Annotated in this window: 20 protein-coding genes and 1 pseudogene; 2 read left to right on the forward strand and 19 right to left on the reverse strand. The window is 58.7% G+C overall.

Going from position 1 to position 17,637, the window contains the following annotated elements:
* Window positions 1-14 precede the first annotated feature (14 nt).
* The 3 genes from BM074_RS23330 to BM074_RS15660 form a co-directional block, all read right to left on the reverse strand.
* Window positions 15-227 (reverse strand): hypothetical protein, encoded by a 213-nt coding sequence (locus tag BM074_RS23330; RefSeq protein ID WP_036814631.1) that lies wholly within the window; start codon window positions 225-227, stop codon window positions 15-17.
* Entirely contained in the window at window positions 224-1,033 is an 810-nt protein-coding gene (locus BM074_RS15655; protein WP_091923215.1) for a DUF2092 domain-containing protein, read from the reverse strand. The genes BM074_RS23330 and BM074_RS15655 overlap by 4 nt, the downstream gene beginning before the upstream one ends.
* A gap of 107 nt (window positions 1,034-1,140) precedes the next feature.
* A complete protein-coding gene (locus BM074_RS15660; protein ID WP_244532884.1) occupies window positions 1,141-2,952 on the reverse strand; it encodes an adenylate cyclase in 1,812 nt (603 codons plus the stop codon).
* Window positions 2,953-3,206: 254 nt separating this feature from the next.
* Between BM074_RS15660 and BM074_RS23500 the strand changes: the two genes are divergently transcribed.
* Window positions 3,207-3,362: a hypothetical protein gene (locus tag BM074_RS23500; protein ID WP_348271665.1), complete on the forward strand. Its 156-nt coding sequence runs from the start codon at window positions 3,207-3,209 to the stop codon at window positions 3,360-3,362.
* A gap of 11 nt (window positions 3,363-3,373) precedes the next feature.
* On the opposite strand, the gene BM074_RS15670 is transcribed toward BM074_RS23500, so the two are convergent.
* Genes BM074_RS15670 through BM074_RS15680 form a run of 3 tightly spaced genes read right to left on the reverse strand, consistent with a single transcriptional unit; the run spans window position 3,374 to window position 5,411 of the window.
* On the reverse strand, window positions 3,374-4,393 hold the full coding sequence (locus BM074_RS15670) for an Lnb N-terminal periplasmic domain-containing protein (RefSeq protein WP_091923217.1): 1,020 nt from the start codon (window positions 4,391-4,393) through the stop codon (window positions 3,374-3,376).
* A gap of 16 nt (window positions 4,394-4,409) precedes the next feature.
* The gene (locus tag BM074_RS15675; RefSeq protein WP_091923219.1) at window positions 4,410-4,979 is read right to left on the reverse strand and encodes an OmpA family protein; all 570 of its coding nucleotides are present in this window, start codon (window positions 4,977-4,979) and stop codon (window positions 4,410-4,412) included.
* 27 nt (window positions 4,980-5,006) lie between these two features.
* Window positions 5,007-5,411 carry a hypothetical protein gene (locus BM074_RS15680; RefSeq protein ID WP_228020112.1) on the reverse strand — a complete coding sequence of 135 codons (405 nt, stop codon included), beginning with the start codon at window positions 5,409-5,411 and terminating at the stop codon, window positions 5,007-5,009.
* Between the two features lie 338 nt (window positions 5,412-5,749).
* On the opposite strand from BM074_RS15680, the gene BM074_RS15685 reads away from it, so the two are divergent.
* Window positions 5,750-6,145 carry a hypothetical protein gene (locus tag BM074_RS15685; protein ID WP_027232110.1) on the forward strand — a complete coding sequence of 132 codons (396 nt, stop codon included), beginning with the start codon at window positions 5,750-5,752 and terminating at the stop codon, window positions 6,143-6,145.
* Window positions 6,146-6,703: 558 nt separating this feature from the next.
* Here BM074_RS15685 and BM074_RS15690 read toward each other — a convergent pair.
* The 13 genes and pseudogenes from BM074_RS15690 to BM074_RS15750 form a co-directional block, all read right to left on the reverse strand.
* Complete coding sequence (locus BM074_RS15690) at window positions 6,704-7,018, reverse strand: hypothetical protein (protein WP_091923220.1); 315 nt, start codon at window positions 7,016-7,018, stop codon at window positions 6,704-6,706.
* A gap of 92 nt (window positions 7,019-7,110) precedes the next feature.
* The gene (locus BM074_RS15695; RefSeq protein ID WP_091923223.1) at window positions 7,111-7,575 is read right to left on the reverse strand and encodes an NUDIX hydrolase; all 465 of its coding nucleotides are present in this window, start codon (window positions 7,573-7,575) and stop codon (window positions 7,111-7,113) included.
* Complete coding sequence (gene msrA, locus BM074_RS15700; protein WP_091923225.1) at window positions 7,576-8,085, reverse strand: peptide-methionine (S)-S-oxide reductase MsrA; 510 nt, start codon at window positions 8,083-8,085, stop codon at window positions 7,576-7,578.
* Window positions 8,082-8,291 carry a hypothetical protein gene (locus BM074_RS15705; protein ID WP_091923227.1) on the reverse strand — a complete coding sequence of 70 codons (210 nt, stop codon included), beginning with the start codon at window positions 8,289-8,291 and terminating at the stop codon, window positions 8,082-8,084. The genes msrA and BM074_RS15705 overlap by 4 nt, the downstream gene beginning before the upstream one ends.
* Before the next feature lie 91 nt (window positions 8,292-8,382).
* Window positions 8,383-9,681: pseudogene (locus BM074_RS15710) on the reverse strand (cytochrome c biogenesis protein DipZ); the annotation flags it as partial.
* A 139-nt stretch (window positions 9,682-9,820) separates the two neighbouring features.
* Window positions 9,821-11,137 (reverse strand): ATP-binding protein, encoded by a 1,317-nt coding sequence (locus tag BM074_RS15715; RefSeq protein ID WP_091923231.1) that lies wholly within the window; start codon window positions 11,135-11,137, stop codon window positions 9,821-9,823.
* A complete protein-coding gene (locus BM074_RS15720; RefSeq protein ID WP_091923232.1) occupies window positions 11,134-11,874 on the reverse strand; it encodes a response regulator in 741 nt (246 codons plus the stop codon). Before BM074_RS15720 ends, BM074_RS15715 begins: the two co-directional genes overlap by 4 nt.
* Before the next feature lie 38 nt (window positions 11,875-11,912).
* Complete coding sequence (locus BM074_RS15725) at window positions 11,913-12,947, reverse strand: alpha/beta fold hydrolase (protein ID WP_091923233.1); 1,035 nt, start codon at window positions 12,945-12,947, stop codon at window positions 11,913-11,915.
* Between the two features lie 142 nt (window positions 12,948-13,089).
* Window positions 13,090-13,743, reverse strand: coding sequence for a phytochelatin synthase family protein (locus tag BM074_RS15730; protein WP_091923235.1), 654 nt, complete (start codon window positions 13,741-13,743; stop codon window positions 13,090-13,092).
* Window positions 13,744-13,813: 70 nt separating this feature from the next.
* Entirely contained in the window at window positions 13,814-14,728 is a 915-nt protein-coding gene (locus tag BM074_RS15735) for an efflux RND transporter periplasmic adaptor subunit (RefSeq protein ID WP_091923558.1), read from the reverse strand.
* Window positions 14,728-14,937 carry a DUF1656 domain-containing protein gene (locus BM074_RS15740; RefSeq protein WP_027232118.1) on the reverse strand — a complete coding sequence of 70 codons (210 nt, stop codon included), beginning with the start codon at window positions 14,935-14,937 and terminating at the stop codon, window positions 14,728-14,730. The genes BM074_RS15735 and BM074_RS15740 overlap by 1 nt, the downstream gene beginning before the upstream one ends.
* Before the next feature lie 5 nt (window positions 14,938-14,942).
* Window positions 14,943-17,015 (reverse strand): FUSC family protein, encoded by a 2,073-nt coding sequence (locus BM074_RS15745; protein WP_091923237.1) that lies wholly within the window; start codon window positions 17,013-17,015, stop codon window positions 14,943-14,945.
* Window positions 17,012-17,491: a MarR family winged helix-turn-helix transcriptional regulator gene (locus tag BM074_RS15750; RefSeq protein WP_091923239.1), complete on the reverse strand. Its 480-nt coding sequence runs from the start codon at window positions 17,489-17,491 to the stop codon at window positions 17,012-17,014. Before BM074_RS15750 ends, BM074_RS15745 begins: the two co-directional genes overlap by 4 nt.
* Between the last annotated feature and the right edge of the window lie 146 nt (window positions 17,492-17,637).

Raw genomic sequence — 17,637 nt, forward strand, 5'->3', positions numbered from 1 at the left:
TCCCACTCATGGCCTTAACAATAGTACACGCCGACGGCACAGCGGCGAACAGTTCGCCGGGCGACTCCTGCTACACTCACAGGCGTGAGTGGACGTCCGATCCTGGCGTCGGCGGGCGTAACGAAACCGGATATGCCCGGGACCGACAATTCGAAACCGGCTTCCAACACGAACAGCCCGACGATCGCCGTCAATACGACTATCCTTAACTTCCTTGAGGTTTTCATTTGCTGCCTCCTACGGCGAAGTGTTGTGGAAGTTCGTCGATATCGCCCAATTTCTTGAGATCGACCTGCTTCGCATCCGTGGCGTTCTTGAATCCGAAGTCAGCTGCCGAGACGTCTGTCCCCGACTTCCAGTCGCTGATCTGAATGCTGTATTGCGGCCCCTGGTCTACCTTTTTCGCCGTGATGACATATCTGCAGGGATAAGGATGGTCGCCCTGGGCAATCCAGATCTGCCAGTCAACCTCCTTGGCCCGGAACGCAAGATGATCGCATTCGGTCCCGCCGATTACGCCGCTCCCGAGGTCCTTCACATTCGTGACATCCCGCATCAGTTCATCGTAGACGTTTGGTAGGAGCAGGTCGGCGCCGGGCACAGGACGATGCAGTTTATCCCGCAGTTCGTCGATGAGATGATCGATGCTGCCGGGCGAATCCACTTGCGTATATACATTGGCATCCTTGCCAAACAGGGTCACCGTCTTGCCATCGAAGGTCATTTCCACATTGGCGAATCCGCCATGCCGCGTCGCACGGATCTTGTCGGGACGGTCGAGTTCGATCGTTCCGGAACTTGCCAGCAGGAGTTTCTGGTGTTCCTTGGTGACGACCTCGAGATTGGTGTCGTAATTGAACGAGATCTGCTTTTGCGCCGTGACGTAGTCGGACATTGCCTTGAGCAATTTCTTGGCGTCCGCCTCGTCGGCACTTGCTGCGGATAATGTTGCCGCTACTGCATAAAGCGCCACCGCCGCTACCGACAGGGTTGTCGCAGCGAACCGCTTAACGTTTCGAGCCATCTTCTGCATTGAAGCATCCTCCCTGTTTCGCCCGCTTGAGCAGGCAGGAACAACACTATGCGCTGTGATGCCATTAAGCTCGTAGTATCGGGTATGTTACCCCCCGCGCCACGCCCCTACCGAGATGGAGCAGACGCAGCCGCCGGCACCGCGCCCGCCGCTGCTTCTGCGCCGGGCGGCAGCAGCAGCCCTGCCTTGCGAATGCCTGCGATCATGCGGGCCTGATCATTCGGTTGAATATTGCGGAGCTTGAGTTCGGTTACGAGGTTTGGAATGAACCCCGGGCGCATGGCGACGAAGGTGTCGCCTTCTCGTTTTGCCTCATCCATCATCCCTTTTTCTGCGTAGATGACGGCAGCAACCAGATGAAAGAGGGGAAATTTCTCGAGGTTCGCCTGACGGATTTCGATAAGCGCCGTATCGTAATCTTCGAGCATATAGGCAGCGAGGGCGCGATTGCCGTGGTAGTAGCCGGCACCGCCGGGATTGAATGCGAGTGCCTGGTCAAGGACCTGTGCGCCTTGCTTCCATTCGCCGCCCATGGCGAGGCGAACCCCGTATTCACCCATGAGTTCGGTATCGTTGGGATTGATGGCAAGCGCCTCTTCGCCCACGCGCATCGATTCCGCCAGTTGCTGATTGAAGAACAGAGCGGTCATCAGCGCCTGGAGGGCCCGGCTGTTGTCAGGCTCGAGTTCGACGGCGCGCCGGGCGGCCTGCAGCGCACGTTGGAGTGCGGGTTGCGAATTCGATCGAGGATTGTAGCCGAATCGATCCTCGTCCAGATAGACGATCGACAGCATTGCCCAGGCTGTTGCATAGGTCGAATAACGCGCAACAGCTGTTTCCAGGCACGCGCGGACATTGGCGTGGCGTTCAACGCTGAGCTCGGCGCGGTACGCATAGAAGCGAAGTGTGCACCCGTACGCGTCGAGATCATCTGGCGGCGGATTCGCCGTATTGACTTGCGTGATTATGCCGTATGGCTGGGCTATGGCTTTCGCGACCTTGTTTGCGACATCGGTCTGGATGGCAAAAAGGCCACGCGAGCGAAGATCATCCTCATAAGTGTCTGACCAAAGAATAGCATTTGTCGCTGTATCGATAAGCCGGGAAGTCACTCGCACGCGATCATCGGATATACGCACGCCCCCGGTCAGCAGGTATCGTGCCCCGAGCTTGCCGCGTATATGCGACGCGTCCACGCCGGTTGGCAAAGCCTCGGATGTTTCCCGCCCAAACACTTTGAGTTCCTTGAAGCGGGGCAGCGCCGTCAACAGTTCTTCCGTCAGCCCCAGCGCGTAAAGGTTGGCCTGTGAGCTCTCGCCGAGATTGGCAAAGGGCGCGACGACGAGCGACGGTTCATTCGGAACCGACGTGAATGAGACGCCTGGATCGAACACCGTGCGGTCAAACGTCCAGTAACCGAGTAATGCAATTGCAATTGCAGCCGCGAGCATCCACGCAGCCAGCCTACCGGGGCGGGCGAACAGGGATTTCGGAGGAGCCACGACGGGAGCAACGGCAGGCTCTGCCACCGTCCCGGCTTCGTTCCAGGAGAAATACGGGACGTACTTGCCCTTTGGTATATCGATCCTTACCGGATCATCCTTGCCGGCGATCAGATAATAACGCTCAAGCGTACGGCGCAGACGGCCCGCCTCGATCCGTACAACCGGATCGTCCTGGTTAAAGCCTTCGTCGCGATTGAAAACCTCAATGGCGATGGAATAGCCCTTGATGCGCTCGGCACGCCCTGCAAGCGTCTCTTCAACGACGTAGCGAAGAAAGGCATGCGCATGTCCTGCATTGGGGAATTCAGGACTGGCAATCATGCGATCCAATTGGGCGCGGATATCCTCCGGAGCGGGCGGCACGCGTTGTGCGCCGGCTGCCTGTTCAGTCCGGGCCTCCATTTGGTCCTGCATTCTTTCATCCCCCGATGAACAGAAACCACCCGCATCTTCTAGTTGTATGCTACGGTAACCTACTCCCCAAATGCCTCCCCGTCCACGATAGTAAGTTCGAAACTCCTTTTGCTCCGGAAAGGGAGCTCTTTGACATGGATAGAGGGGTAGTGGCTGCGAAAAGGCGATTTCCTTTCCGAGGTCAAGCGATAGAGGAACGTGCCGCCCGCGATGATGAGTTCCGCGAATTGTGTGCCGATTTCGCGGACGCGGAGGTGGAACTGTGCCGTTGGGAGCAATCGACGGAGCCAAAGCGCAATGAGCGTTATGCCGAGTATCTGCAACTCGTGGACGACCTTGCAAGCGAGATCGGCGCGGCGCTCGATCGTGCGGCCATCATCCCGTTCCACAGACGTGGGCCCCGAACCTGACAGCCTCGCGCTCAGTTGGCGTTCTTTTCCGCCGGCGATGGCACCCCGACCCGAATGAGGCGGGAAAAATCCTGCGACAAGCCGGCGGCATTAGCCCGCTCGTCGATATGAGCGCGGGCACGCAGATCTGCGAGCGAATAGCTTTTGTCGAGCGCCCCGTGGTCGTAAGCATATTCAGGCAAATAGCCGTTGACGATCAGCCGCCAGTCGAAAGGGACGACGTCGCCGACGGCACGCATCATCTTGACGACCGTCGTCGTACAGTTCGTCGTGATCGAATTATAGAATTCCGGTGACGTCGACAGGGCGTTGGCATCGGCAACGTATTCGAGAAGCAGCGCTCTTGCGGCCTCCGGTCCCGCCCTCAGGCGATAAATCTGCACATCCTCGCCGCGAAAGTTCGACCTGACGCCAATCACGTCGCGCTCGTCGGCCGCGATGATGACGAGAGGATCACTCTTGAATAGATCAGCTATCGGCGAGAACGCGCCGCCCACACGCCGCTTTACCTCAATCGACCATGCAACATACTGATCGTGCTCGAAACCAAAACTCATGATGACATGCGCAATATTGGGATTGCCCCAATAGGACATGAAAAGATCAGCGGTTTGGAGTTTGCTGAGGTCGTAGCTGCGGGTCGACCAGCGTTCGACGAAATCCGTCTTGCCGCGCCATTCGAATTCGCGAACATTTGTCAACGTCAGCACGTTGCCATTCACCGTGCCGGTTACCTGCCGGGACACTTCAGGTGCCCAATCTGCCTGGGCCGGCGGTCGGATCGTGCTCCACCAGAACAGCAAGGCCGCGAATGCGATCAGAAAGGCGGCAGGGCCGCGAAACATCCTGCGCGTGAACAGGGCAATGATAGCCACGATGCCGAGAATGACGAAGACGCACCCCGCAAGCGCGCGTAGATATTCGGGCCCCGGCAGGCGGTACCAAAGCGCGAGCGCCGCCCATGCCGTCGCCAGCACAATGACCAGCGACAGGATGGTTGCGATCAGAATGCGCGCTACAAGCCGCAACAAGCCCCCTTCGCTGGCACTATTTCACCATGCCAAGGTTGATCAGCTGGACCCGGCGGTTTGACGCTGCCTTCGGATTGGCGGCATCGACCGGCATTTCCTGGCCCACGCCCACAGCATAAAGTCGATCGGGCGAAACGGCAAAAGTTGTGGTCAATGCCTCCCGGATCGCGTCTGCCCGTTCCTGGCTGAGCTTTAGGTTATGCCTGGCATCACCTGTCGAACTTGTGTGCCCGACGACGAGGAACTTGTAGAACATGAGGTTCGGATGATGCAGCGCATCGGCGATAAGTCCTACCGTCCGGTAGGACTGCGGCTCTATCGCGACGGAATCGTTCTCGAAGTCGATCTCGACAAGCAATTGCGCGAGATGAGTGAGTTGGCTCCAGTTCGGCTGGTTCGCCACCCCCTTGCCGACATTGGCGTTCGCTTCTTCCATGAGCAATGCGATATCGATCGCCGGTGCCTCGGATGATACCTGGCTCAAGCTGGTAACGAGCTGGCGGTCGGTAAGCTGCTGCGCCGCGACAGGACCGGCAGCGAGCAAGAGGCCAAGCGCCAGGCCGGCGCGAAGTCGATGAGCAAGCATTCTTTGTCTCCCTAAGCCGCGCATGGTTCAACGCCATCCCGCATCGGTAATCGCCTGGTTGCACTTTCCGTTGTCGATCCGCTTCGTCTTCAAGAGACAGGCGAGAATATTGCCTTCGCCCTTTACGCCCTTGCAGAACTCGGCCGCGTCATGTTCGCAAAGCTTGAAAAAACCAGTCTGCGCGGCTTGCCGCTGACTGATCGAGGCAGTGACCGAAGTCAGCGTGGAGGTGCAGGTTGGCGAAACCTTCGCCTCGTTTTTCTGCAGGCAGTCCTGAATGCGGTTGTTGCCAAGGTTGAGACCGCTGCAAAGCTTCTTGATATCCTTGCCGCAGTCCTTGGCAAGCGCACTGACCGCATCGGCGTAGCTGATCGTATCCGCTGAGCTGATCCCGGCCATGAAAAGCGTCACGATTGCCACCGCTCCGCTCATGAGGCGTAGTCTCTTCATCACAAATTACCCCTCGTCCCGATTGACGTTTCTGGTAGTGCCGGCCCCTCCCCAAGTAGCTTTCGTGCAGGGCCGATGGCGTGAAATTGAAGCATGCTCACTGCGCCAATGTGGCGTCATCGGCCCAAAAACTACTGAACTTACCGGCAGTCTGGGAGTAATTTACTGTAGGATACGCTCATACGGAGAATTGCGGATGGAGCGAAACACTCGGAGCAACCGGCAGGTCGTTGCATTCAGTTTTTTCGGTTTTGTCCTGTCAAACGCCGGCCCGGCACACTATCTTGCACTCGAAACCGCAGCATGAGTTGGAGGCCGGAATGAGTGCCGAGAAACAATTGACTGATCAGGACGCTTTTGAAGTGGCGAATGGAATCGTCGAAACGCAAAAGGCCAAGCTTTCCCCGAAATTTGTTGAGCAGATAGGCGATTCAGACTTGCGCGTAGGCGAATCCTGGTTTGCCTGGGGGATCTACGGAGCACTGACGACCGATGCCGAACGGCGCCGCCGGCTTCTGGCCGAGTATTTGAAGCGCAAGGACCAAAGCGAACGCGACCCGAACGAACTTGCGCGCGAGATCGAGGCACTTTCCATTGGCGAAAATCGGCTGTTCCATGCCGTTGCAGGGGCTGGGCGCCAAGCCTACCTAGAAGGCGGCGACGCGCATCTCGACAAGATTGCGTCCATCTTCCTCAATATGATCAGGAACCATTGAGCGCAATAGCTTGCTAGCTGTGCTGAAATCCGGGCGAGGCAGTATCATTCCTGCAACGTGTCACTCTTGCATCACTCAGGCTATCGTATGATCGACTTCTGATCGCCACACTGCCCCCAAGAAACCGGCGATCAGCTTTAGGAGGAGCAAGAGACGATAAGGTTCCCCCTTGTAAACGTTTCCCTCCTCCTCTTTTTAGATGCGTCGTAACGTAAATAGAGGCCGCGCCGGGGGCCGCCGGAATGAAATCCTTCAAATGGCTATCAAGCAGGGCCATTGACAGGCCTGTTGCGGTGCAGCAAGGTTGGTGAGTCGAGAGGCCAACGCTCGATGTGAGGTTCGGTGAGTCACATTGAGCGAAATGCCGGACCTCACCTTTTACATTATCGTGAGTTGACGGGAAGCTGCAGCGGGCGCACGCTTTCGGGGTTGCGCTTCTAGCGATCTGCAACATCGGGGCTCGGGTCGACCCTTCCTTTCTCCTCGAGCCGAGCCTCACCTTACTTGTCCGCGCTTTCTTCTTATTTTCTGGCGCAATCGATCTCGTCGATTGTCGCGCTAGCGCCGAATGATCTCGTGGAACTCGTCATGCTGGCCGGGTAGGTCCTCGGCGACGACCAAGCCAAGGCCCTCGGCGTCAAAGATGGCAAACCATTCGTCCCATTCAACGAGCCGCGGACGGCCAAAATCCGCTGGACGGTCAGCGCCCTGATCGTCGTCGTCCTCATAGGCGTGCTGGCCAAAGGCAAGCGCGAGGACTGGAACGTCGCTACCGATCAAATCGGCGGAATCGCGGATGGTGGGCACACCGGAACGACCTGCGGCCCAATCCTTTATTTCTTGGTGATCTGTAAGCAATCTGGTTTCGACCATCGGAACTCGTCCTTTCCATTGTGCTTGTGCAGAGGCGTAAGCCCCCGGCCCCATTGATGCATGCCTTGGCCGCATGCATCAAGTCCGCAAGGTCAAGCCAGCCTTGCTGCGAACTCTGAGAGGATGGCCCGCTGGCCCTTGAGAATTTTCTGCGCGGCCACGGGCAACGGGAACCACCCCGCGCGATCGACCTCGGGAAATGCTTGCATCGAGCCGGATTTGGGCGGCCACTCCATTTCGAACGTATTGCTGACAATGGTTTCGGCATTCACCGCCGCATCGGCTTCGACCGACCAGGCAACTATTATCTTGCCGCTCGGCTGCTTGAATTCGCCGAGCGGCGCGAAGGTGCCGTCTATATCGAAGCCAATCTCTTCCCTGGTCTCGCGTCGCGCCGCATCCAGCTCATCCTCGTTATCGTCGATGAGGCCTTTCGGTATCGACCACGCGCCATCATCCTTGCGAGCCCAATAGGGCCCGCCGGGATGGACCAGCAGCACTTCGAGAGTTCCGTCGCTGTAGCGATAGATCAGAAGGCCTGCGCTCCGCTGTACCATTCAGGCCGACGCAGCACGGACGGGAAGCTTCCAGCCGGGCCGGATGAAGTGACAGGTATATCCGTTCGGGATGCGCTCGAGATAATCCTGATGCTCGGGCTCGGCTTCCCAGAAATCGCTGGCCGGGGCCACCTCGGTGACAACTTTGCCGGGCCACAGTCCCGAAGCGTCAACGTCTGCAATCGTATCGAGCGCAACGCGCTTCTGCTCCTCGTTCGTATAGAAAATCGCCGAACGATAGCTCATGCCAACATCATTGCCCTGGCGGTTGCGGGTGCTCGGATCGTGAATCTGGAAAAAGAATTCAAGAATCTGCCGATAACTGATGCGGGCCGGATCAAAGACGATTTCGATGGCCTCCGCATGGGTTCCATGGTTGCGGTAGGTCGCGTTCGGAACGTCGCCGCCGCTATAGCCGACGCGTGTCGAAATCACGCCGTCATAGCGGCGAAACAAATCCTGCATGCCCCAGAAGCATCCGCCAGCGAGAATTGCGCGTTCTTGGCTCATGAATTTACCTCCAGTTTCTTGGGATGGACTGCTGGATCGCTGGTCCACATGCCCTGAATATAGGGATGCGCGTGTCCAGCCGCCAGAAGCGGGCCGCCAAGTGCAATGACACCGGCTGCCGGTGAAGGTTCACGCGAGGTCACATCGTAAATGCAAGGCGAACCTAGCACTCCCGCGACGATCAGGCACTTTATAACGAATTTCATTACGGCTTTTCCTCTCAGGTGGAGCGATATCGTACGATCATAGACGAAGATGTCGCCCCTCAAGGCGGGGGCGATATCTTTCGGATCGTCAGCCACGGGCTGCCTTGACCTCGGGCATGACGGGCTGATTGGCTGCCTGCTCGCCCTTGGCTTCAGCTAGAAGATCCTGAATTACCTTTTCCGACGTGTCGTATTCGCCTTCGCCGAAATGGTGGTAGCGGATCTGCCCCTTGGCATCGATGAAGTAGTGCGCCGGCCAATAGCTGTTCTCGAAAGCCTGCCAGATTTTATAGTTGTTATCGACGGCAACCGGATACTTGATTCCAAAGTCGGCGATCGCCTTCTTGACGTTGTCGATCTTCTTCTCAAAGGCATATTCCGGGGCGTGCACGCCAATGACGACAAGACCCTGATCCTTATACTTCTCGGACCATTCCACGACATAGGGCACCGTATGAATGCAGTTGATGCACGAGTAAGTCCAGAAATCGACCAGCACGACCTTGCCGCGTAATTGCTCTGGGGTCAGCGGCGCTGAATTCAGCCATTCGACAGCGCCACCCAGTGAGGGAAACTTGCCTTCGACCGGCAAATCACTGCGAAAGGCCGGTTGGGTGTTGGCGGCCAGCATAACGCCACGGTCTGCTGCTGATTGCGGTGAAGTACGCGGCTTGAGCGCATCGAGAAGCGCCTGCTCGGCCTTGCCCGTGGCCGGCCCCGAGAGCCGAGCCAGATAGCCCGTATCTGCGCCGAGCGCGATGGCGGCGACGCCAGCAAGAACGGCGATGCCGAGGCCACGACGCAGCCATTCGCCGGCGCCTATCGAGCGCTTCATCACAGCGAAGACCTGACCACCAACGAGCACTGCCAGTGCAAGCGATGTCCCTGCGCCTGCCGCATAGGCGAGAAGAAGCAGGGTCGTTTGGACGCTGGCACCCTGAAGCGCGGCTCCGGTCAGAACCAGGCCGAGAATCGGTCCGGCGCAGGGCGCCCAGAGCAGGCCCGTTGCAACGCCAAGGATGAGCGCTCCTCCGAATGTCGGAACGGACCCGGGTCCGCCGGTTGCGTTCAGCAATCTGTTGGCAAAGGTTACAATGGGAGTGGTGGCGATGGCGGCGAGCCGCGGAGAAACAAGGGTCAGGCCAAACGCGGCCAACAGCACAAGTGACGCGTAGCGCCCATATTCATTGGCTTGGACGGCCCAACTGCCCCCAACAGCGGCGAGCGAAGCGACAAGGGCAAACGTCATTGCCATGCCGACCAGCATCGGCAAGGTACTCTTGATGAAGGGTTGCCCCGCGCGCGCGAAGACAAAGGGAAGTACGGGCAGGATGCAGGGGCTGAGGATCGTCAGCGCGCCCGCGAGGTAGGCAACAAACAGAAGCGTCATCATCATCTCCTTCGAAGCGATGTGTGTGCGACGACTGAAGGTCAGTCACGGACCGCATAAAGCGGCAGCGACGTATCCTGGATGTGTCCTATAGGGCTCGAATTGTATCGGATTGTACGAATGCGCGGGATATCACGCTTCAGCGAATGGTGACTTCCGCTGAAAGGCCGCCACCGGCACGATTGCGCAATTGCAGCGATGCACCAATGGCAAGCGCAAGTTGGTGGGCGATGGCCAGTCCCAGCCCCGTGCCCCCCGTGCCGCGGTTGCGTGACTGCTCAAGCCGGAAGAACGGCTGCAACACCGCCTCCAAATGGTCTTCCGGAATGCCGGGGCCACGGTCCATGATCTTGACGGTCACTTGACCGTTCTTGTCACTTTCAAGATATACCTCGGCGCTGCCGCCAAATTTCAGCGCATTGTCGATGAGGTTGGTGAAGATCCGCCGCAATGCGTGGGGCCGAGTCTCCACCGGGGCAAGGATTTTTCCTTCAATCGTTACGGCCTTACCTGTGTCCTGGTAGTCGTAGACGAGGCTTTCCATAAATGAGGTAATGTCGATGCGGGAGGACTTCTCGGCATCGCCGTGGGCGCTACGAGCATAGGCCACGCCTTCATGGACAAGCCGCTCGATCTCGGTCAGGTCCTGGATCAGCTTGTCTTTCTCGGCGGAATCCTCGCCGACCTCAGCACGAAGCTTCATCCGGGTAATCGGGGTCTGCAGGTCGTGGGAGATCGCAGCCAGGATTTGCACGCGTTCCTCGAGATAGTGCGCGATCCGGTCGCGCATGGCATTGAAGGCAGTTGCGGCATAGGCAACTTCACTCGGACCTGACTCGCTGAGCCTTGGAGCCTTTTTGTTAGGGTCGAGCGTATCGGCTGCATGGGCGAGATCGACAAGTGGGCGGATTGCCTGGCGCACCGCATACCAGGTGCAAAGAACGAGCAGGAGCAGTTGAGCAACGAGTACGTACGGCAACCAATCTGCGAGCGGCATCGCCGCCGGTTGTACATCGATCGTCAATGGCGCGCCGTCGCTCAATGTCAGATGGGCCTGCAGGCGCATTGCATCGCCCGGGATGGATTCCACATGAATGGGAAAGCGCTGACCACCGGCAGCTTCTATCTTTGCCGCGATCTCGGCCCCCCGCTTGCTCATGTCCGGGACGCCGGGGAGCCCGGTTCCGAGTTCGAAGCGATAGGTTCCACGATCAAGGCGGTCGAGCCAGTTCGCGCGTTCATTGGCGGGCAGCCGATCGAGAATGGCAATGGAGGTCGCGACATCGCTTTCGAGCGTGTTCAACATGACGTTCCGCGTTGCCATATAGCGTTCAAGAAATAAGGCACTGAAGGACAGCGCATGAGCAAGGATCAAGCCCGCGAGAAGTATCAGGAATAGGCGTGCGCCAAGCGTGCGGGGCCATCGCCAAGGATGCGGGCTCCCCGCAATGCTCATTGTCGCAACTCGGCAATTTCAACTGGCATCGAGAAAACGTAGCCCTCGCTCCGTACGGTCTTGATATAGGCGGGTTCACGCGCATCGTCGCAAAGTCGCTGCCTCAGCCTGCTGACAAGCAGGTCGATCGAACGATCGAATAGTTCCGCATCGCGGCCTTGCGTCAAATTGAGCAGTTGGTCGCGATTAAGCACGCGCTGCGGGTGATCGACAAACACGCGAAGCAGTCGGTACTCGGCGCCGCTGAGTGTGACCGTGGTTCCGGTCTTGTCGACCAAATGCCGGCCTACCGTGTCGAGTTCCCAATCGCCGAACCGTAAGCGTTGGCCGGCCTCCGTGATCTGGAGGTTGGGCGGAAGCATACGGGTTCGCCGCAGCACGGCCTTGATACGTGCCAGCAATTCGCGTGCCGCAAATGGCTTCACCAGATAGTCGTCGGCACCCATTTCAAGCCCGATGATGCGATCGGTCTCATCGTTTCGCGCTGTCAGCATGAGGATCGGCGTCGCCTTGTGCTTACCCGCCCGCAACTCGCGGCACAGCACCAGCCCGTCGTCGCCAGGCATCATGATATCGAGAACGATGAGATCGACAGCATTCGTTTCAAGGAAAGCGCGCATGTGCCGGCCGTCTGCCGCGACGCTGACGCGCAAGCCGTTCCTGGTCAGGTAGGCCGCGACCAGTTCGCGGATCTCACGGTCATCATCGACGATCAAAACGTGGTCAATGTGGTCCATCACACCTGCTCGTTTGTGTTGCCCTGCCTGCTTGAGCCTCAGAAGCCATCGACATCGATGACCGCCTGGGCAAAAGCCTGAGGCGCTTCCTGCGGCAGATTATGGCCTATGCCGCCTGTGATCGTTCGATGCTCGTACTTGCCGGAAAATTTCTGGCGATAGGATGCCGGTTCGGGATGCGGCGCGCCATTCGCGTCTCCTTCCATTGTGATCGTCGGCACGCTGATTAGCGGGCCCGCGGCAAGCTTTTTTTCCAACGCGTCGTACTGCGGTTCGCCCTGCGCAAGGCCAAGCCTCCAGCGGTAATTGTGGATAACGATGTCGACATGATCCGGATTGTTGAACGCTTCGGCGGATCGATCGAAGGTAGCATCGTCAAAGTTCCACTTTGGCGATGCAAGCTGCCAGATTAGCTTTGCGAAGTCATGCCGGTTGCTGTCGTAGCCCTGGCGGCCGCGCTCAGTGGCAAAATAGAACTGGTACCACCAGGCAAGTTCCGCCTTTGGCGGCAAGGGCTTCTTGTTGGCTTCCTGGCTGCCGATCAGGTAGCCGCTCACCGAAACCATGGCCTTGCAACGCTCGGGCCATAGCGCTGCCACTATGTTCGCCGTCCGCGCTCCCCAGTCATAACCTGCGATGATCGCGGTCTGAATTTTCAATGCATCCATCAGCGCGACAATGTCGGTGGCAATGACCGCCTGCTGGCCGTTGCGGATCGTCTCGCTCGCGAGAAACCGGGTCGTGCCGTAACCGCGAAGATAAGGCATGACGACGCGGTAACCCGCTCCGGCAAGAAGTGGCGCGACGTCGACAAAGCTGTAGATATCATACGGCCAGCCGTGCAGCAGTATCACCACCGGGCCGTCCGCGGGGCCGGCTTCCGCATAGCCGACGTTGAGCTGCCCGGCGTCAACCTGCTTAAGGGGTGCGAAGCTCGTATGTGTCCCCGGCTTGACTGCAGCCGCTGCCTTGCCGGCCTGCGCGTTCGCTGCGCCTATCAGTGGAAATTCCACAGCGACTGCCGTCACCGCGGCAATACTGAGGAAATTGCGACGGTTGACCTCTTCCGACATTGTTACTTCTCCGATTGGGTAAATGCGGCCACTGCAATGCATGGCGAACGTATACCCCGTGTGTCCGTCAAAGGGCAATTTGCATGCGCGTGTAAGTAGCAGCGTACCGGATACATACTGTTACAATCGGGCTTTGGACAAGCTACTGGATCAGAAGTAACCCGCGTTTCTTGTCGCCATCGAATGTGTCCATTGCCAAGAATAGGCGTTCGCGTTCAACGAGCCACGGCCGGTAGTTTTCGTTCACGTCAAGGACGAGGACCATATCGGCCCCCTCGAGATAGCCGCCAATCGGTGAGAAGTGCCCTGCGCCAGCGCCAAAGATTTTCTCTCTGGTAAAGTTGATGATGTAGCGACGGTCCGGATCATTCGAATGTCGCAAGTGCTCGCGGAACTCTTCGCTCGATATGTCGCGAATGACCGTGACTTTCCGATCGGTATGCTGTTTTGCAACACCAGCCAATTCGTCGAGCGTCAGACCCATGATGCATAGGCCGGTCCAGCATTTGCCGGTGCCTTCGAGGACGGCCGTCTCGGTGGTCTCGTCCTCCCCGAGGGAGCGAAACACGTTGGCGACACTGGCGGGACCGCATTTTGAGGGGTTGGACTGGTAGCTGACCGTCAATCCAAATGTCTTGGCCGCCGGAAGCTTCCAAGCTTGTGCAAGCATGTCGGGTGACCGGGTGACGGCATTCGCTATGGCGTCGGCGGGAACCTTGGTCTGACCGACAACGACAATGACCGCCCCCAAGAAAAGGGCACTGAAGGCGACCAAGGCTAATAGAACACGCCTCATGTTTTCCGACCACCGATGATGCCGGCATCCTACATCAACGATTGCACCACTACTACCGACCCGTTGAGCGTCAGTTCTGCTCGATGTCTCCGGCACCGGGCAGACGCGCAATCGAGACAGCGGCGTCGGGCGCGACAGTGACCGTCGCCGTCATGCCGGCCACGAGCTGCGTCTTTTGCGGGATCTGGTCCAACGCAATCCGCACCGGTATGCGCTGCGCCAGCCGCACCCAGCTGAACGTTGGATTGATATTGGCGAGAAGACCCGAACCTGCCGTTCGCTCACGATCCTCAATGCCTGCGGCGATGCTGTCGACGTGGCCGGTGATGGCTTCTGATTGGCCCATCAGCCTGACCTTCACGGAGTCCCCGACACGGATACGGGCCAGCTTGGTTTCTTCGAAATAGCCTTCGACCCGAATTGAATCGGTGTCCACCAGCGCCATCTGGGAACTGCCTGTCGTCACATAATTTCCCGGCCGGAGCGACAGGTTGGTGATGGTACCGTTGACCGGCGCCTTTATCTGCGACCGCTCGCGGTTGAGGCGGGCGAGTTCCAGACTGGCGGTAGCTTGCAGATAGCTCGCTTGGGCAGTCGCCTCAGCGGACTGCGCCGCCTCCTTCTGTTGCTCGGAAATGACACCACCGAGCTGTTCGCGGCGCTTGCGGTCGCGGCTTGCCTGCTCGAGCGTTGCCTTTGCGCCTTCGACCGCCGCTTCGGCCTGGGTCACGGCGATTTCAAAGCGCCGCTCATCGACCTTGAACAGTATGTCGCCCTTCCGGACGACATCATTGTCCTTGACGAGAACGTCGCTGACGAGACCGGAGACGTCGGGCGCTACGGCCACGACGTCCGCGCGCACCCTCGCGTCGCGAGTCCACGGATCGTTCATGTAGTGGTTCCAGAGTTCGCGACCCACGAACAATGCACACACGACCAATGCCAGGGTGACAACTACCCTGCCAGCTGTTTGAAGATTTTTCATCATGATACTAACCATTGCGTAAGTGAGACTGTCGCGCCGAGAAGCACGACGTAGAGCGCGACGTCGAATAGTCCACGATGCCAGACCCAGGCATAGATGCCGACCCAGGCAAGTGCGCGGCGGACCATCGCCGAGAGGAGAAGCGTCAGAAACATCATGCCGAGGAGCCCGGGCATGTAGACGCCGTAAATATCGAAATCACCAAGCATGTGTTCTACTCCGCAGCCATCAGCATTTGCGGCGATGACGTTTTGACGATGTCGCCGTCCATGGGTTTGGGGGACGGCGCGTAAGGGAAAAGGGCACGGCGCAGGCCGACAAGCGCATCGAGTATGCTGCGGCCCTGCATTGTCTGCCGCAGACCTGGCAGGCTCAGTGCCTGATCGATGCGCTCCTGCAGGCGAGCATCGGGCGCGACCGCTTCGCGGCGTACGACACGCTGGCGAAACAGGTCGGCAATACCGGAAAGGACTGCATTCACACTTGACTGGCCGTCGCCATCGAGATGCCGGCGCGCACGCTGGATAGCGACGATGTTGAAGCCGAGACGTACTTCGGCAAAGCCGTCGATCTCGGAGAGATACCGATCCTCCAGCGCAGCCAGCCGGGGAACAAGCTGGCCCATGCGATCGAGCATTCTTCCGGCAAGTTTTTCATGATCGCTTCGCCGCAAACCAGCCGCGGTTTCGGCGAGATCCGACCAGCCGGCGCGCACCAGGCGGCGCGCAGCTATCTCGGCGCCAAATGGCCTTGCGACCTGCGTCCAGACCAGCGCGAAGGCGATACCCGCCATGGCCGCGATCGCCTCGTTGGCGAACGAGGCGAAGTCGACGGTCAAACGATTCTGCATGGCAACGAACGAGGCGGTGTTTACCGTGAGCAGCATGGCAAGCATGTTGAATTGCGGACGTGGAATAAGAAGTCCGATGAGAAGGAACGACGGCGCGAAGACGAGGACGAGCATTTCATAGCCGCTGATCGCCGGCAGGATCGCAAACTGGTAGACGAACGCTGCGATGAGGCTGGCGCCGCACCACAAGAACATCTTGAAAATGAATGGTGCGGGTTGATCCATTGCCGCGAAGAACGAGCAGGCTACGGCGGTCATCATGACGAAGCCGGCGCCGCTCTGCCATCCCGTTTCGATCCATATTAGGCTTGCGACGAGCGTGGCGACGACGACCGATCCCGATGAAAACAGCATCATGGCATAATCGTAATAGCGGGTGCGGCCGACGACTTGCCGATGCCGAAATGTTGGCCGCCACCGGCCGGAATACTGCCCGCGGGCGATCTGTTCGCGTAATGCAAGGCAATCGTGCCAGAGGTTGATAATTTCCAAAAGCCGCGCAAGAGCGCTCGACAGGATCAGGTGGTCCCAATTCTCTGATCGATCAGCCGATTTAAGCTCCTCGATCGTCCTGGCAAAGCGTTGCGGAGCGTCCGCGGACCCGGCACCGGGTGATTGCAGCCAATCGGCCACCTCATGGAGCAACGCACCGAGCTTGGGCGGCAGGAGCCGGTCGCCCGACTTCAGAGCATGAAGCCTGTCCGCCAGTGACGAGAACAACGGCAACAGCATCATGAGCCTTCCGCGCAATTCTCTCGCATGGCGGGCGACGTCGCGGGTGCCGGCGTCAAAGGACAATTGACTGATGATGAGATCAAGGCCGGCAATATCTGCAGCGAGCTTCTGGCGCCTTGCCGGCGTTGCCGGTATTGCCCCCTCGCCGCGCAGAATTTCGTCGGCCCAGTCGGCTGCATCATCCAGCCAATCAGTGATGCGGCCACCGAGAACGGTCCCGACGCTGCTTGGAAAGATCAGGAGGCCAACGAGAGTGGCGCAGGTAATGCCGATGATGATTTCTTCCGTACGTGCGACCGCCGTATCGAAAATCAGTTCGGGCGTTCCAACGGTTGGCAGGGCGATCAAAGGAAGTGAATAGCCTGCAAGCATGAAGACGTAACTGCGCGGCGTACGGTCGAGCATGGATATATAGAGGAGGCAGCCGGTCCATAGGGCGACGACGAGGGCGAGAAGCTCGGGGGCGTTCACAAAGAGCGGCACGAAAAACACCGCAGCGCTGGCGCCGATGATGGTGCCGAGTGCGCGATACAGACCCTTTGAGCTTGTTGCCCCGGCCAATGGATTTGCAACGACATAGACAGCCGCCATCGCCCAGTACGGACGCGGCAGGTCGAACCACAGGGCGATATAGAGCGCCATCATCGATGCGAGAAAGGCCTTGGCTGAAAATACCCAATCCCGCCAGGACGGAAACATCACGGCGTCAACTCGACCTCGCGCCTCGAAGGTTCAGCGGCAGGAGAGTTGCTTGCAGCGTCGAACGCCGCCAGAACCCGCAGTGCCGCATTGAGATCTTCCTTGCTCACGTCGGCAAGAATCTGGGCGCGCAAACCGACGAGGATATCCTCGAGCCTGGAGGCGTATTGCTTGCCCTTGCGCGTCAGCCACAGGGTCTTCGCGCGTCGATCGCTCTTGTCTTCCTTGCGGATGACGAGGTCGGCCGCTTCCAGCTGGTCAATCAACCGGACCAGCGAGGGGCCTTCGATCCCGATATAGGATGCAAGGGTGATCTGGCGCACGCCTCCGCCAAGCCGTCCGATCCACAATAGCGGTGCAGCACAGGCTTCGGAGATGTTCGACGACATCAACGCTTGATCGGTAATGCGCCGCCACTGCCGTCCCGTTTGGAGAAGACTGGTGGTAAAGGCGCGGCGGAGTTGATCTATTTCTTGCATAGGAAATTAATAGCATCCTAATCATTTTCTTGCAATCGTTTTTTCTCGCGGCTCGGCCGGTTGGAAGTGGACGCCTTCTTGGGCAATCAGGCCTGACGCATGCGGGAGACTATAAGAGAAATGTCATCATCAAGGGCGCGGTCGTC

Source organism: Phyllobacterium sp. CL33Tsu (assembly GCF_900113985.1).
Taxonomy (GTDB): domain Bacteria; phylum Pseudomonadota; class Alphaproteobacteria; order Rhizobiales; family Rhizobiaceae; genus Phyllobacterium; species Phyllobacterium pellucidum.